This window comes from Sphaerotilus montanus (genome assembly GCF_013410775.1).
GTDB classification, from domain to species: Bacteria; Pseudomonadota; Gammaproteobacteria; order Burkholderiales; family Burkholderiaceae_C; genus Sphaerotilus; species Sphaerotilus montanus.
This window is the reverse complement of the sequence record NZ_JACCFH010000001.1, coordinates 823,992-838,382: the sequence shown is the minus strand read 5'-3', so window position 1 is coordinate 838,382 and position 14,391 is coordinate 823,992. Positions and strand designations below refer to the sequence as shown.

The 14,391-nt window shown below is 65.7% G+C and carries 13 protein-coding genes; 9 read left to right on the top strand and 4 right to left on the bottom strand.

Annotation, left to right across the window (positions count from 1 at the left end):
- Nucleotides 1-52 precede the first annotated feature (52 nt).
- Entirely contained in the window at nucleotides 53-916 is an 864-nt protein-coding gene (locus tag BDD16_RS03640) for an amidohydrolase family protein (RefSeq protein WP_179632691.1), read from the top strand.
- Between the two features lie 233 nt (nucleotides 917-1,149).
- Complete coding sequence (locus BDD16_RS03635; RefSeq protein ID WP_179632690.1) at nucleotides 1,150-1,455, top strand: c-type cytochrome; 306 nt, start codon at nucleotides 1,150-1,152, stop codon at nucleotides 1,453-1,455.
- A 185-nt stretch (nucleotides 1,456-1,640) separates the two neighbouring features.
- Here the strand turns inward: BDD16_RS03635 and BDD16_RS03630 are convergent, their stop codons facing one another.
- The 3 genes from BDD16_RS03630 to lptM form a co-directional block, all read right to left on the bottom strand.
- Nucleotides 1,641-2,411, bottom strand: coding sequence for a ferredoxin--NADP reductase (locus BDD16_RS03630; RefSeq protein WP_179632689.1), 771 nt, complete (start codon nucleotides 2,409-2,411; stop codon nucleotides 1,641-1,643).
- A 79-nt stretch (nucleotides 2,412-2,490) separates the two neighbouring features.
- Nucleotides 2,491-3,777 carry a diaminopimelate decarboxylase gene (gene lysA / locus BDD16_RS03625; RefSeq protein WP_179632688.1) on the bottom strand — a complete coding sequence of 429 codons (1,287 nt, stop codon included), beginning with the start codon at nucleotides 3,775-3,777 and terminating at the stop codon, nucleotides 2,491-2,493.
- Complete coding sequence (gene lptM, locus BDD16_RS03620) at nucleotides 3,774-3,956, bottom strand: LPS translocon maturation chaperone LptM (protein WP_179632687.1); 183 nt, start codon at nucleotides 3,954-3,956, stop codon at nucleotides 3,774-3,776. Before lptM ends, lysA begins: the two co-directional genes overlap by 4 nt.
- An 18-nt stretch (nucleotides 3,957-3,974) precedes the next feature.
- Here lptM and cyaY point away from each other — a divergent pair, with 18 nt between their 5' ends.
- Nucleotides 3,975-4,346 carry an iron donor protein CyaY gene (cyaY, locus tag BDD16_RS03615; protein ID WP_179632686.1) on the top strand — a complete coding sequence of 124 codons (372 nt, stop codon included), beginning with the start codon at nucleotides 3,975-3,977 and terminating at the stop codon, nucleotides 4,344-4,346.
- Nucleotides 4,347-4,366: 20 nt separating this feature from the next.
- Here the strand turns inward: cyaY and BDD16_RS03610 are convergent, their stop codons facing one another.
- The gene (locus BDD16_RS03610; protein ID WP_179632685.1) at nucleotides 4,367-6,814 is read right to left on the bottom strand and encodes a penicillin-binding protein 1A; all 2,448 of its coding nucleotides are present in this window, start codon (nucleotides 6,812-6,814) and stop codon (nucleotides 4,367-4,369) included.
- Nucleotides 6,815-7,074: 260 nt separating this feature from the next.
- On the opposite strand from BDD16_RS03610, the gene BDD16_RS03605 reads away from it, so the two are divergent.
- The 6 genes from BDD16_RS03605 to BDD16_RS03580 are packed head-to-tail and all read left to right on the top strand — an operon-like array spanning nucleotide 7,075 to nucleotide 14,268.
- Nucleotides 7,075-8,154 (top strand): pilus assembly protein PilM, encoded by a 1,080-nt coding sequence (locus BDD16_RS03605; protein WP_179632684.1) that lies wholly within the window; start codon nucleotides 7,075-7,077, stop codon nucleotides 8,152-8,154.
- On the top strand, nucleotides 8,151-8,798 hold the full coding sequence (locus BDD16_RS03600; RefSeq protein ID WP_179632683.1) for a PilN domain-containing protein: 648 nt from the start codon (nucleotides 8,151-8,153) through the stop codon (nucleotides 8,796-8,798). The genes BDD16_RS03605 and BDD16_RS03600 overlap by 4 nt, the downstream gene beginning before the upstream one ends.
- A 10-nt stretch (nucleotides 8,799-8,808) precedes the next feature.
- The gene (locus BDD16_RS03595; protein ID WP_179632682.1) at nucleotides 8,809-9,540 is read left to right on the top strand and encodes a type IV pilus inner membrane component PilO; all 732 of its coding nucleotides are present in this window, start codon (nucleotides 8,809-8,811) and stop codon (nucleotides 9,538-9,540) included.
- 23 nt (nucleotides 9,541-9,563) lie between these two features.
- On the top strand, nucleotides 9,564-10,100 hold the full coding sequence (locus BDD16_RS03590; RefSeq protein WP_246332456.1) for a pilus assembly protein PilP: 537 nt from the start codon (nucleotides 9,564-9,566) through the stop codon (nucleotides 10,098-10,100).
- Entirely contained in the window at nucleotides 10,097-12,277 is a 2,181-nt protein-coding gene (locus BDD16_RS03585) for a type IV pilus secretin PilQ (RefSeq protein ID WP_179632680.1), read from the top strand. The genes BDD16_RS03590 and BDD16_RS03585 overlap by 4 nt, the downstream gene beginning before the upstream one ends.
- A gap of 26 nt (nucleotides 12,278-12,303) precedes the next feature.
- Nucleotides 12,304-14,268, top strand: a complete 1,965-nt coding sequence (locus BDD16_RS03580; RefSeq protein ID WP_179632679.1) for an Ig-like domain-containing protein — start codon at nucleotides 12,304-12,306, stop codon at nucleotides 14,266-14,268.
- Nucleotides 14,269-14,391 lie beyond the last annotated feature (123 nt).

Sequence of the window (14,391 nt, the reverse complement as noted above, 5' to 3'; positions counted from 1 at the left end):
TTGTGTTCCTCGATTGATTACAAAATTTAAGCAAATCACCCCGGTACGCTCCATGAACACCAACGACCTGATCGCCATCGACATCCACACCCACGCCGAGGTGTCGTGCCGCAATCCCTTCGACAACTACGGCGAGGAGTACGACCGCGCGGCCGACAAGTACTTCGGCTCCAGCTTGCGCCCGACGATTGCCGAGACGGTGGCCTACTACCGCGAGAAGAAGATCGGCCTGGTGATGTTCACGGTGGACAGCGAGGCGCAGCTCGGCCGCCGCCGCATCCCGAACGAGGAGATCTGCGACGCCGCGCGCGAGAACAGCGACATGATGGTCGCCTTCGCCTCGATCGACCCCCACAAGGGCAAGATGGGCGCCCGCGAAGCGCGCCGGCTGATCGAGGAGCACGGCGTCAAGGGCTTCAAGTTCCACCCGACGGTGCAGGGCTTCCTGCCGTATGACCGCATGGCGTGGCCGCTGTACGAGGTCATCGCCGAATACAAGCTGCCGGCGATCTTCCACAGCGGGCACTCGGGCATCGGCTCGGGCATGCGCTGCGGCGGCGGACTGCGCCTGCAGAACTCGAACCCGATGCTGCTGGAGGATGTGGCGATCGATTTCCCCGACATCCAGATCGTCATCGCCCACCCGAGCTGGCCGTGGCAGGACGAGGCGCTGTCGCTGGCGCTGCACAAGCCCAATGTCTGGATCGACCTGTCCGGCTGGAGCCCGAAGTACTTCCCGGCGCAGCTGGTCCAGTACGCCAACACGCTGCTGAAGGACCGGATGCTGTTCGGCTCGGACTACCCGCTGATCACGCCGGAGCGCTGGATGAAGGACTTCGACGAGGCCGGTTTCAAGGACAAGGTCAAGCCGCTGATCCTCAAGGAAAACGCCAAGCGCCTGCTCGGCTTTGTCTGAGCAGCGCCGTTCCATCGGTCAGCGGGAGTGTCCCGGCGTTGCGCAACCGCATGCACCGGGTGTGCCGCCTGTGCCATTGCGGCAGGCATTGCCCCGGGTAAACACCGGTCCGCCTGGCGTGCAGGACGCACGTTGAGGGCAGGGCACGCAGTTTGCACAGGAGCACCGCCGCGGCGGTGCGCGTGTGTACCGGCCCGTGCCCCCATTCCTGTTCAACGCCCCGAGGAGACTCCATGAAAGCCTTGCTGCCCGTTCTGGCCGCTGCCACCCTGACCCTGTCCACCGGCCTGTCCCAGGCTGCAGAAGGCAAGGACGTCTACAACCAGGCCTGCGCCATGTGCCATGTGCCAGGCCTCGCCAACGCGCCCAAGTTTGGCGACAAGGATGCCTGGGGTCCGCGTGTGAAGACCGGCCGCGAGGCACTGCTGACGTCCGTCCTGAAGGGCAAGGGCGCCATGCCGGCCAAGGGTGGCAACCCCAAGCTGAGCGACGAGGACGTCGGCGCGGCACTCGATTTCATGCTGGCTGCCGTCAAATGATGGCGGCGGGGCTGTCACATTGCTGAAATATGAGGCAATCTAGGAAAAGTCCTTGTGAATCAAGGACTTGAGCGCTGAATTCTCAGCTCATCCCCAGGGTTATCCACAGCGCCTGTGGAATGGGCTGGCGAGAGTCAGGCACAAAAAAAGCGCGACCTCGGTCGCGCTTTTTCATGCGTGCAGGGTCACTGCTCGGCGAAGGCCCGCTCGATGACGAAGTCGCCCGGCGTGGTCGTGTTGCCTTCGGCGAAACCGCGCTCTTCGAGCATCTTCTTCAGGTCGCGCAGCATCGCGGGGCTGCCGCAGATCATGGCGCGGTCCTCGGCGGGGTTGAACGCGGGCAGACCGAAGTCGTTCCACATCCGGCCGTCCTCGATCAGGTCGGTGATGCGGCCCTGGCGCTCGAAGGGCTCGCGGGTCACGGTCGGGCAGTAGACCAGCTTGTCGCCGATCAGTTCGCCCAGGAACTCGTGGTTCGGCAGGCTCTTGAACAGGTCCTGGTAGGCCAGCTCGTTCACCTGGCGGCAGCCGTGGACGACGATGACCTTCTCGAAGCGCTCGTAGGTCTCCGGGTCCTGAATGATCGACAGCCACGGGGCCAGGCCGGTGCCGGTGCCCAGCAGGTACAGGCGCTTGCCGGGGTTGAGGTAGTCGAGCAGCAGCGTGCCGGTGGGCTTGCGGCCGACGATGATCTTGTCGCCGACCTGCAGGTGCTGCAGGCGCGAGGTCAACGGGCCGTCCGGCACCTTGATCGAGAAGAAATGCAGGCTCTCTTCCCAGTTCGGGCTGGCGATGGAATAGGCACGCAGCAGCGGCTTGCCGTTGACGGGCAGGCCGATCATCACGAAGTGGCCGCTCGAAAACCGGAAGGCCGGGTCGCGCGTGGTGGTGAAGCTGAACAACCGGTCGGTCCAGTGGTGGACCGAGGTGACGGTTTCTTCGTTGAAGGCTTTCATGGCAGTCGCAGGCAGAGGCACAGGGCCAGCGCGGAGGGGTCGCGCGAAAGGGGCGAGGATACCCGATGGCGGTAGAAGGTCACAAACGGCTGTGGCCGTCAATCAGGCGTTCCCCCGCGAACAGGCTCTCGACGGTTTCACGGGCGCGGATCAGCGTGACCTGCGCACCATCGACCATCACCTCGGCGGCGCGCGGGCGGCTGTTGTAGTTGCTCGCCATCGTCATGCCGTAGGCGCCGGCCGAGAGCATCGCCAGCGTGTCGCCGGGCTGCACGGCCAGCGCGCGGTCGCGGCCGAGCCAGTCGCCCGACTCGCACACCGGGCCGACCACGTCCCAGGTCTGCGCCGCCTCGCCGCGCTGCCGGCAGGGCACGATGCCCATCCACGCCTCGTACATCGCCGGGCGCGCCATGTCGTTCATCGCGGCGTCGACGATGCAGAAGTTCTTGTGCTCGCCGGGCTTGAGGTAGAGCACCTCGGTCAGCAGCACGCCGGCGTTGCCGACCAGCGAGCGGCCCGGCTCCATCAGGATCTCGCGGTGGCCGTGGCCGCGTGCGTCGATCTTGGCCAGCAATGCACCGATCAGCGCGTCGGCGGTGGGCGGCTGCTCGTCGGTGTAGGTGATGCCCAGGCCGCCGCCGAGGTCGAGGTGGTGCACGGGGATGCCGGCCGCCTCGATCGCCTCGACCAGGTCGAGCACGCGGTCGAGTGCGTCGAGGTAGGGGCTGATCTCGGTGATCTGCGAGCCGATGTGGCAGTCGATGCCGTGCACCGCGATGCCGGGCAGGCGCGCGGCGTGCTGGTAGACGGCCAGCGCGTGTTCGTGCGAGATGCCGAACTTGTTGCCTTTCAGCCCGGTGGAAATGTAAGGATGTGTCTTGGCGTCGACGTCCGGATTCACGCGCAGGCTGATCGGTGCGGTCTTGCCCATCGCGGTGGCGACCTCGGACAGTACGTCGAGTTCAGCTTCGCTCTCGACGTTGAAGCAGCGCACGCCGGCCTCCAGCGCCAGACGCATCTCGGCGCGGGTCTTGCCGACCCCGGAGAACACCACCTGGTCGGCCGAGCCACCCGCGGCCAGCACCCGCTGCAGTTCGCCCGCGGAGACGATGTCGAAGCCGCAGCCGGCCTCGGCGAAGGTCTGCAGCACGGCGAGGCTGGAGTTGGCCTTCATCGCGTAGCAGACCAGGTGGGGGCGACCCGCCAGCGCCTGCTGGTAGGCGGTGACGGCCGCGCGCATGGCCTGGCGCGAGTAGACGTACAGCGGCGTGGCGAACTCGTGCGCCAGACCGGCCAGCGCGTGGCCTTCGAGCGTGAGGGTGCCAGCGGCGTCGCGGGCGAGGAAGGGGGAGCCGGGCAGGTTCATCGTGCGGGTGTGGAAGCGGAGGCGGCTGCAGCCGCAGGGACGGGGAGGATGGACGGCGTGGTGCCCTGGGGTGGCAGCGTCAGCGGGCCCTTCTGGCCGCAGGCCGACAGCGACAGCAGCAGGGCGCAGACTGCGGAGGCCCGCAGCGCTAAACTCGTTTTCAGCAAGCCTTTGAACATCGACGAATTCTAGCGACCATGGACCACACCACTGCTTCGACCGGCCTCTCCGATGCCGAGTACACCCGCCGCGCGCATGCCGCACTGGCCGCCATCGAGACCACCATCGACCGCTGGCTGGAAGACGACGTGATCGACATCGACACGCACCGCACCGGTGGCCTGCTGGAGCTGAGCTTCCCGGGCGGCAGCAAGATCATCCTCAACACGCAGCCGCCGCTGCAGGAGCTGTGGATGGCGGCCCGCGCCGGTGGCTTCCATTACCGCTGGACCGACGGCGCCTGGCGCGACAGCCGTGGCGGCGACGAGTTCTTCGCCGCGCTGTCTGCCCAGGCCAGTGCACAGGGTGGCTGCACGCTGGCCTTCACGCCGCCGGTCACCACGGCCTGAGGCGGGCGCGCGCCACCAGTTCAGCGCGGAACGTCCGCGGGGGCCGGCCCGGGCGAGGGTGACGGTGTCGGCACACCCGGTGCCGGGGACGGGCTGGGGGTGCCGTCCGTGTCGCGGAACAGGTCGAGGATGCCCTTGCGTTCTTCCGTCTGCGCCGGCCGGGGGGCGGTGTCTTCCAGGCCCAGCGAGCGCACGCCGCCACCCTGGGTGTTCTCGGTGTAATACCAGTCGTTGCCCAGGAACACGACACCCTCCGGCGCCGTGTATTCGCTCACCGGCACGTTGCGCAGCGCCTGTGCCATGTAGTCGATCCAGATCGGCAGGGCCAGCCCGCCGCCGGTCTCCTTGTCGCCCAGCGAGCGCGGCGTGTCATAGCCGATCCAGACCACCGCCACGAGGCCCTTGTTGTAGCCGGTGAACCAGGCGTCCTGCGAATCGTTGGTGGTGCCCGTCTTGCCGTAGATGTCCGGGCGCTTGAGCACGGTCTGTGCCCGGGCGGCGGTACCGGTGCGCGTGACCTCCTGCAGCAGGCTGCTGGTGATGAATGCGTTGCGGGCCGGGATGGCGCGCATGCGCTCGTCCTGGCCGCTTTGCGGGGGCGCCTGGGTGATGACCTGGCCGCGGGCATCGGTGATGCGGGTGATCAGCACCGGATGGACCCGGATGCCGCCGTTGGCCAGCACCGCATACCCGTCGGCCATCGACATCGGCGTGACCGCACCGGCGCCCAGTGCCATCGTCAGGTAGGGCGGGTTCTTCTCGGCCTCGAAGCCGAAATGGGTGATCCATTGCTGCGCATAGGCCGGCCCGATGGCCTTGAGCAGGCGGATCGAGACCATGTTCTTGGACTTGGCCAGCCCGCGGCGGATCGACATCGGGCCGTCGAACTGGCCGTCGTAGTTCTTCGGCTCCCAGGGCTGGCTGCCCGTGACGCCCGCGTCGAAGAACAGCGGTGCGTCGTTCACCACGGTGGCGGGCGAGAAGCCCTTCTCCATCGCCGCCGAGTAGATGAAGGGCTTGAAGCTCGACCCCGGCTGGCGCCAGGCCTGCGTGACGTGGTTGAACTTGCTCTTGGCGTAGTCGAAGCCGCCGACCATGGCACGGATCTCGCCGGTCTGCGGGTCCAGCGAGACGAGCGCACCTTCGACCTCGGGCAGGTTGACGATGCTCCAGTCCCCCTTGGCGCCCTTCATCACCCGGACCACGGCACCACGGCGGATCTGCATCTTGGGTGCCACATCCGCCACGAGCGATGCACGCGCCTGGCGCAGGCCGTCACCGGTCACGGTGATCGCTTCCCCGTTCTGCAGCATCGCGCCGACCTTCTTCGGACTGGCCTCGGTGACGACGGCCGCGCGCAGGTCGTCGAAGTCCGGGTGTTCCTCCAGCGCCTCGGCGATGCGGGCGTCGAGCTTGCTCTCGTCGCGCGGCAGATCGACGAAGGCGGTCGGTCCCCGGTAGGACTTGCGGGCCTCGAAGTTGAGCAGGCCGCGCCGCAGCATGCGGTAGGCGTGCATCTGCTCGCTGGCGCGCAGCGAGAGCTCGACGTTCAGGCCGCGGCTGTAGGCCGCCTCGCCGTACTGGGCGAAGATCATCTGGCGGGCGGTCTCCGCCGCGTATTCGGCGTGGATGCCCGAACTGCGCGGCGTGTGGTACGACAGGGTCTCGGCCAGCGCCGCGTCGTGCTCGGCTTCGGTGATGAACCCGTTTTCCAGCATGCGGCCGATGATGTGGCGCTGGCGCAGCTCGGCCCGCTTGCGGTTGACGATCGGGTTGTAGGCCGACGGTGCCTTGGGCAGGCCGGCGAGCATGGCGGCCTCGGCGACCGTGATGTCCTTGAGCGGCTTGCCGAAATAGATTTCGCTGGCGGCCGCGAAGCCGTAGGAGCGCTGTCCCAGATAGATCTGGTTCATGTAGACCTCGAGGATCTTCTCCTTGCCGAGCTGGCTCTCGATCTTCAGCGCGAGCAGGATCTCGTAGACCTTGCGTGTCAGCGTCTTTTCGGTGGAGAGGTAGAAGTTGCGCGCCACCTGCATGGTGATGGTCGAGGCGCCCTGGCTGCGCGCGTCGTGCAGGTTCTCGAGACCGGCGCGCAGGATGCCTTTGTAGTCGATGCCGCCGTGCTGGTAGAAGCGGGCGTCCTCGATGGCGAGCACGGCGTCCTGCATGACCTTCGGGATGGCCTTGATCGGGAGATAATTCCGGCGCTCTTCGCCGTACTCGCCCAGAACGACTCCGTCGGCCGAGACCACGCGCATCGGCAGCTTGGGCCGGTAGTCCACCAGGCCGTTGATCTCGGGGAGATTGGGGTAGGCCACGGCCAGTGCCAGACCCAGCAGCAGCATGAACGTCAGCAGCAGCGCCAGCGGCAGCCCGACCAGCCAGGCCATGGTGCGCAGCGCAGGGTGCAGGCGAGATGGCGACGGGATCTGGCGGTCGGTCGGAGGAGTTCGATGGGTGTCGCTCATGTACGGATGGGCCTGAATCGTCCGGGGGATTATAGGAACCGGTCATAAACGCCGAGATACGTTTGTAACGCCCCTGGACCGCGCCTTGTCCGGGCGGTCGTATTGTGCTTGGATGGAGGCCGGTGTTCGTCTTGCCGGGTACAACACGGCAACAATGCAAAATCCGGGAAAATCTTTGTGCCTCAATGCCTTTGTTGCTAGCATTGAAGTGGTTTGTTAACAGTCCGGCATGTCCCCGGACGTGACTTTTGGGGATCTGCGTGAGCTTTCTTGACATCCTTCTGGGCCGCAAGCATGCGTCTCTGATCGGACTGGACATCAGCTCCTCCGGCGTCAAGCTCGTCGAACTGAGTCAGAGCGCATCGGGTGAGTACATCGTCGAACGCTTTGCCAGCGAGGTGTTCGAGAAGGGCTGGATTTCCGAAGGCCAGATCGAGAAATTCGACGAGGTGGCCGACGCGGTCAAGCGTGTCGTCGTCAAGAGCGGCTCGCGCACGAAGAGCGTGGCCATGGCCATGCCGCAGTCCGCGGTGATCACCAAGAAGATCGTGCTGCCCGGTGGCCTGCGCGAGGAAGAACTCGAGATGCAGGTCGAGGCCGAGGCCCACCAGTACATCCCGTTCTCGCTCGACGAGGTGAGCCTCGATTTCTGCGTCGTCGGACCCAGCTCGGACCAGGTGGGCGATGTCGAGGTGCTGATCGCCGCGTCGCGCAAGGACCGGGTGCAGGACCGGCAGGGGCTGGCCGAAGCCGCCGGACTCAAGCCGGTCATTCTCGACATCGAATCGAACGCTTCTCGCCTGGCGATGAGCCGTGTCATCGACAACCTGCCCAACCAGGGGCGCGATGCGCTGGTCGCGCTGTTCGAGATCGGTGCGGACGCGACGAGCCTGAAGGTGCTGCGCGACGAGGACATCCTGTATGACCGGGACCAGGCCTTCGGTGGCGCGCAGCTCACCCAGCTCATCGCGCGCCAGTACGGCCTGTCCTTCGAGGAGGCCGAGAATCGCAAGACCGCCGGCGATCTGCCGGAGGACTACGAATCGACGCTGCTGGTGCCGTTTGTCGACAGCCTGTCCCAGGAGATCGGCCGTGCGCTCCAGTATTTCTTCACGAGCACGCCGCATCACAAGGTCCACTACGTGATGCTGTCGGGTGGCTCGGCCACACTGCCGGGTCTCAAGGAGCGGGTGACCGAGTTCACCGGCTTCGCGTCCCAGGTGGTCAACCCCTTCGAAGGCATGAAAATCGGCTCTGCAGTCCGGGAAAGCAAGTTGCGCCGCGAGGCGCCGTCCTACCTCACGGCTTGCGGGCTGGCGATGCGGAGATTCCTGCAATGATCCTGATCAACCTCCTCCCGCACCGGGAAGAGAAGCGCAGGCGCCGCAAGCAAGCCTTTTTCCTGGGCATTGGCCTGGCGATCCTGGCCGGCGCACTCATCGCGGGCGCCTGGTATCTGGTGCTGGGCGAAATGCGGCGCGAACAGCGCTCGCGCAACGAGTTCCTGCAGACGGAGATCCGCCGGCTGGAGAGCCAGATCAAGGACATCGCCTCGTTGAAGTCCGAGATCGAGGCGCTGAAGGCACGCCAGAAGGTGGTCGAGGACTTCCAGATCGACCGCAACATGCCCGTGCACCTGCTCAACGAGCTGACGGCGCAAGTGCCCGAAGGCATCTACCTGACGGCGATCCGCCAGGACGGCCAGAGCGTGGCGGTGACCGGCGTGGCGCAGACCAACGAGCGGGTGTCCGAATTCCTGCGCAACACCGCCTACCACTCGCCCTGGCTGGAGCGGCCCGAGCTGGTCGAGATCAAGGCGGCGGCGGTCACGACCGCGCGGGACCAGAAGCGCCTGTTCGAGTTCGCCGTGCGCCTGACGCTCAAGCGACCGCAGGACAAGGAGCAGGCGGCTTCCCCGCTGGCGCCTGGGGCTTCGGGTGTTCCGGCAGCGGCCGCGCCGGCGGCATCCGGTCCGGCTTCATGAAGGAGGCGTGATGGCCAACACGACACGTCCCCCGATGAACATCGAATTCGACACGCTGATCGACAACGTCCAGTCGCAGTTCCGCAACCTCAATCCGAACGAGCCCGGCCAGTGGCCGCTGCTGCCCAAGCTGGCGACCTGGCTGGTGACGACCACTGTCGTTGTGGTGCTGGCCTGGTTCGGTGTGGTTGCCGACGAGGTCCAGGCACTCGATGACGAGGCTGCCCAGGAACTGGCCCTCAAGGCCGAGTACCGCACCAAGCTCGCTCAGGCGATCAATCTCGACGAGTTGCGCAAGCAGAAGCTGCAGGTGCAGGAGTACGTGACGCAACTGGAGCGGCAGCTCCCCGGCAAGGCCGAGATGGATGCGCTGCTGTCCGACATCAACCAGGCCGGTGTCGGGCGCGGCCTGCAGTTCGAGCTGTTCCGCCCCGGCCAGGTGCTGATCCGGGACTACTACGCCGAACTGCCGATCGCGCTGCGTGTCAGCGGCAAGTACCACGACATCGGCTCGTTCGCGTCCGATGTGGCGAACCTGTCGCGCATCGTGACGCTGCACAACCTGGTCATCACGATGCCGGGCCTGTCGCAGGGCCAGTCGGTGCCCAGCGGCACGGGGCTGCTGGCCATGGAGGCCACGGCGCGGACCTACCGCTACCTGGATCCGGCCGAAGTCGAGGAACGCCGCCAGGCCAAGGCCAAGGCGGCCAAGGAGGCCAAGGCCGCTGGAGGTGGCAAATGAGCCCGAGCGTTCGCGCCCTGAGAATGGTGGCCGCCGCCGCGCTGGCCTGGACCGCCGCGGTGACATTGACCGCCTGTTCCGATCCGCACGAGGAATTGCAGGCCTGGATGGACGAGCAGCGCCGCGACGCCAGGCCGCGCGTGTCGCCGCTGGTGCCGCCGCGCAAGTTCGATCCGCAGCCCTATCTGGCGAGCCAGGCGGTCGAGCCGTTCAGCATCCAGAAACTGCAGGTGGCGATCAAGCAGGAGAGCCGCCAGCCGAACTCGCTGCTGTCGCCCGAGATGAACCGGCGGCGCGAACCGCTGGAGGCCTATCCGCTTGATTCGCTGAGCATGGTCGGCAGTCTGGTGCGCAGCGGCCGGACCTATGCATTGCTGCGGGCGGATAACCTGCTGTACCAAGTCAAGGTGGGTGACTACATGGGCCAGAACTACGGCCGCGTCACCCGCATCACGGAAACCGAAATTGCCTTGCGCGAAATCGTGCAGGACGCGATTGGAGAGTGGATCGAGCGCACCAGCACGCTTGCCCTCCAGGAGCGGGCCCAGGAGAAGCGATGAAGACCACCGACAAGATTGCATCCACGGACCGCTGGAGCGTTCGCCTGGCCACGCTGGCCGTGCTGGCGATGGCGCCGGTGCTCAGCTTTGCGCAGAACACCATCCAGGCCATCACCAATGGTTTGCAGGGGGGCAGCGAGGTCATTCGCCTGGAGTTCAGCGAACCGCTGGCTGCGGTGCCCAAGGGCTTCGCGCTGCAGTCGCCGGCCCGTGTCGCGCTGGATCTGCCGGGCGTGCGCAATGCGACGGGCCAGAACACCCAGGAAGTCAACCAGGGCAATCTGCGCTCGCTGGCGCTGGCCCAGGGCAGTGACCGGACCCGGCTGGTGCTCAACCTGAAGCAGGCCACCCGCTACCGCGCCGAGATCGATGGCAAGACCCTGGTCATCACGCTGGATCCGGTGCCGGCCGGCAGTGCGCCATCGACCTCAAGTGCGGTGGCCGGTGCGTCGGCGCCGGTGCATTTCGCCGAGCCGCAGAACACCCAGCCCGAGCGCCTGCGCGACATCGACTTCCGCCGCGGCAAGGACGGTGCCGGCCGCGTGGTCGTCGATCTGCCCAGCAACCAGGTCGGGGTGGACATCCGCCAGCAGGGACAGAACCTCATCGTCGAGTTCCTGCGGTCCTCTGCGTCCGAGGGCTTGCGGCGCCGGCTGGACGTGACCGATTTCGGCACCCCTGTGCAGGCCGTCACCACCACCCAGGTCGGCGACCGTGTGCGCATGGTGGTCGAGCCGCGCGGCCACTGGGAGCACAGCGCCTACCAGACCGACAACCAGTTCGTGCTGGAAGTGCGTCCCGTCAAGGTCGATCCGCAGAAGCTGACGCAGGGCCCGGGCTACGGGGGTGAAAAACTCTCGCTGAATTTCCAGAGCATCGAGGTGCGGGCGCTGCTGCAGGTCATCGCCGACTTCACCAACTTCAACATCGTCACCAGCGACACCGTCACCGGCAACGTGACGCTGCGGCTGAAGGACGTGCCCTGGGACCAGGCGCTCGACATCATCATGCAGGCCAAGGGGCTGGGCGTGAAGAAGTCGGGCAACGTGCTGTGGGTGGCGCCCAAGGAAGAACTGGCGGCCAAGGACAAGTCCGAACTGGAATCCCGGGCCCAGGTGGCTGCGCTGGAGCCGTTGCGCACGCAGTCCTTCCAGCTCAACTACACCAAGGCCGAGGAAGTGGCCAAGGGCCTCGTCGGTCAGCAGAACAGCGGTGGCAGTGGATCGACCAATGCCACGCGGCTGCTGTCCACCCGTGGCAGCGTGATCTCCGAGATGCGCACCAACCAGCTCTTCGTGACCGACATCCCGGGCAAGCTCGAAGAGATCGGCCAGATGATCACCAAGATCGACATCCCGGTGCGCCAGGTGATGATCGAGGCGCGCATCGTCGAGGCCGAGGACACCTTCGGCCGTTCGCTGGGCGTGAAGCTCGGGGCGAATGACCTGCGTGGCGTGCGTGGCGGGGTGCCGGGCGTGAACCTGGGTCTCGGCAACGTGACGGTGGGGGGGACCTACGGCGGCATCGGCTACCAGACGGGGCAGTCGTCGACGGGTGACTACGCCAACACCCAGTTCGTCAATCTGCCGGCCAACACCAGCACCATGGGTGGCGCGAGCGCGGCGACGTTCGCGCTGTCGCTGTTCGGTGCGGCGTCCAACCGCTTCCTGAACCTCGAACTCTCGGCGCTCGAAGCCGAAGGCCGCGGCAAGCTGGTGTCGAGCCCGCGCGTGATCACGGCCGACCAGGTGAAGGCGCTGATCGAGCAGGGCACCGAACTGCCTTACCAGACCGCCACGTCCAGCGGCGCGACCGCGATCCAGTTCCGCAAGGCCAACCTCAAGCTCGAAGTGATCCCGCAGATCACGCCCGAGGGCAGCATCATCCTGGACGTCGATGTCAACAAGGACAGCGTCGGCCAGCAGACTGCGGCAGGCTATGCCATCAACACCAAGCACGTGAAGACGCAGGTGCTGGTCGAGAACGGCGGCACGGTGGTGATCGGCGGCATCTTCGAGATCAGCGAGACCGAATCGGTCAACAAGGTGCCCTTCCTGGGCGACATTCCCTACGTGGGCGCGCTGTTCCGGAACAAGACGCGCGCGTCGAACAAGACCGAGCTGCTCGTGTTCCTGACCCCGAAGGTCATCACCGACCGCAATGCGGCGGCCCGTTGAACCTGGATCCAACCGAAGTGATGACGATGAACAAGATGATCTGGCGTGTCGGGGGACTGGCACTGGCGGCGGTGCTGAGCGCGTGTGGTGGGGGAGGGAGTGACGCGGGGTGTGTCAGCTTCTCCGGAAGCTGCACGACGGGAGCCTCTACGACCACGACCACGACCTCGAACACCGGAGCGGTGTCGACCAGTGCGACTGGCTCCGTGGTGTTGTCGCTGTCGAGCGTGACGATCAGTGCTTCCACACCTGGCACGGTGACGGCGCAGGTCCGGGATGCCAGTGGGAATCCACTGGAGAACAAGCTCGTCAAGTTCTCCGTCTCGGAGAGCAATATCGCGACGGTGTCGCTCAGCGCAGTGACCGATAAATTCGGCAATGCCTCAGCCACGCTGCAGCCTGTGGCAGGCGCATTGGGAGCTGCCTATGTATCGGCGGCTGCAGATGTCTCCAACGGTGTGACGCTGGAGACCAAGACTGTTTTCAGTGTCTCTGCCGTGGATGTCGCGTTGGCCAGTGTGTCTGCCAGCCCGACCGCTGTCAGTGCCTATGGTTCGTCCGTCGTCACGGTGAACGTCAAGGGTGCCTCTTCTTCCTCGCCGGTCACGGTCAACTTCTCATCCACTTGCGCCAGTGCCGGCAAGGCCCTTCTTTCGCCTGCTTCAATCACTGTTACTGGTCCCACGGCCTCGACCACCTACCAAGACAATGCATGCGCTGGTACGGACCGCATCAGTGTTTCCATCACGGGCACCAGTGAGCGTCAGCAGGTCGATCTGGCTGTGACCGCTCCCGTCATCCAGGCACTGGAATTCGTCACCGCCAATCCAGCCAAGATCTGCCTGGCAGGCAGCGGTTGTGCAGGTACTTCGGAAATCCAGTTCAGCCTCAAGGATCAGTCCGGCAAGCCGATCGCGAACCGCGATGTGTACTTCCATCTGGACAACGCCAACATCGCGACCCTCTCCGCTGTCTCTAACAAGACGCTGGCCACTGGCGTCGTCAGTGTGTCAGTGTCGGCCAAGTCCATCCCCTCGCCGATCCGGGTGCGCGCCTCGGTGACGCTGGACGATGGCACCACGCTTAGCACCTATTCGAACGTGCTGGCCGTGAGTGCGGGGCTGCCCACGGGCAACGCCATCAGCTTCTCCGCGTCTGCCTACAACCCGGATGGCTGGCGGCGCGACGGCACCGAGAGCGACATCCGTGTCCAGCTCAACGATCGCTTCGGCAATCCGGTACCCGATGGGACGGTTGTCAGCTTCGTTGCCGAGGGGGCCAGCGTGATCCCTGCGAGCTGCACCACGGCCTCGGCGGTGTGCAATGTCAAATTCGTCACCAGCGAGTCCCGGCCTGCCGATGGCCGCGTGACGGTCGTGGCCTTTGCCAAGGGTGAGGAGTCGTTCAATGATGCCAACGGCGACAACCTCTACACAGCGGGTGAAAAGTTTGCTGACCTTGGCCCTGTGTACCTGGACAAGGATGAGGATCGACAGATGGCGCCACAAGGTGAGTACCTGACCGGCGACGAACTCAATGGAAAGTGGGATGCGCTCACCCATGTCTGGTTCAAGCGCGTCTTCACGCTGTCGGACAGCTCTCGCAAGCCACGTTTGTTCTCACTCAACGCGGATGGCGTCACCTGCAGCACGACACCATTCCCGTCTCAGGTGCTGTCTCTGACGACAACAGGAGCCTGTCGGCTGTCTACCCAGTTCTGCATGCGCGACGCCAACACGGACGCCGACGCACTTGGTGGCAACCCGGTTCCCGCCAACGCCACGCTGACGCTGGCGACCAAGGCCAAGGGCGGTACCGTGGCCGTCGATGCCTCGCCCGTCACTGGCATTTGGACCGGCCCCACCACGCACACGGTCACGGCCGACCTGGACGACTGCACCAAGCCGCTCGAAGCCAGCGGCCCCATCGACCTGACGGTGAAGATGCCCAACGGGCAGTCGTACAAGTTCGACATCGGGCGCCTGGAGTAAGCGCCCCTCGGCACCCGCAGGGTAGACTGATCGACCGTCCCGCGCCGGCCTTCCGGCGCGGGCGATTGATCACAGACTTCTCCCCAAGAGCGTGGCCCTTTCCCTTTCGATTTCCCCGGACGA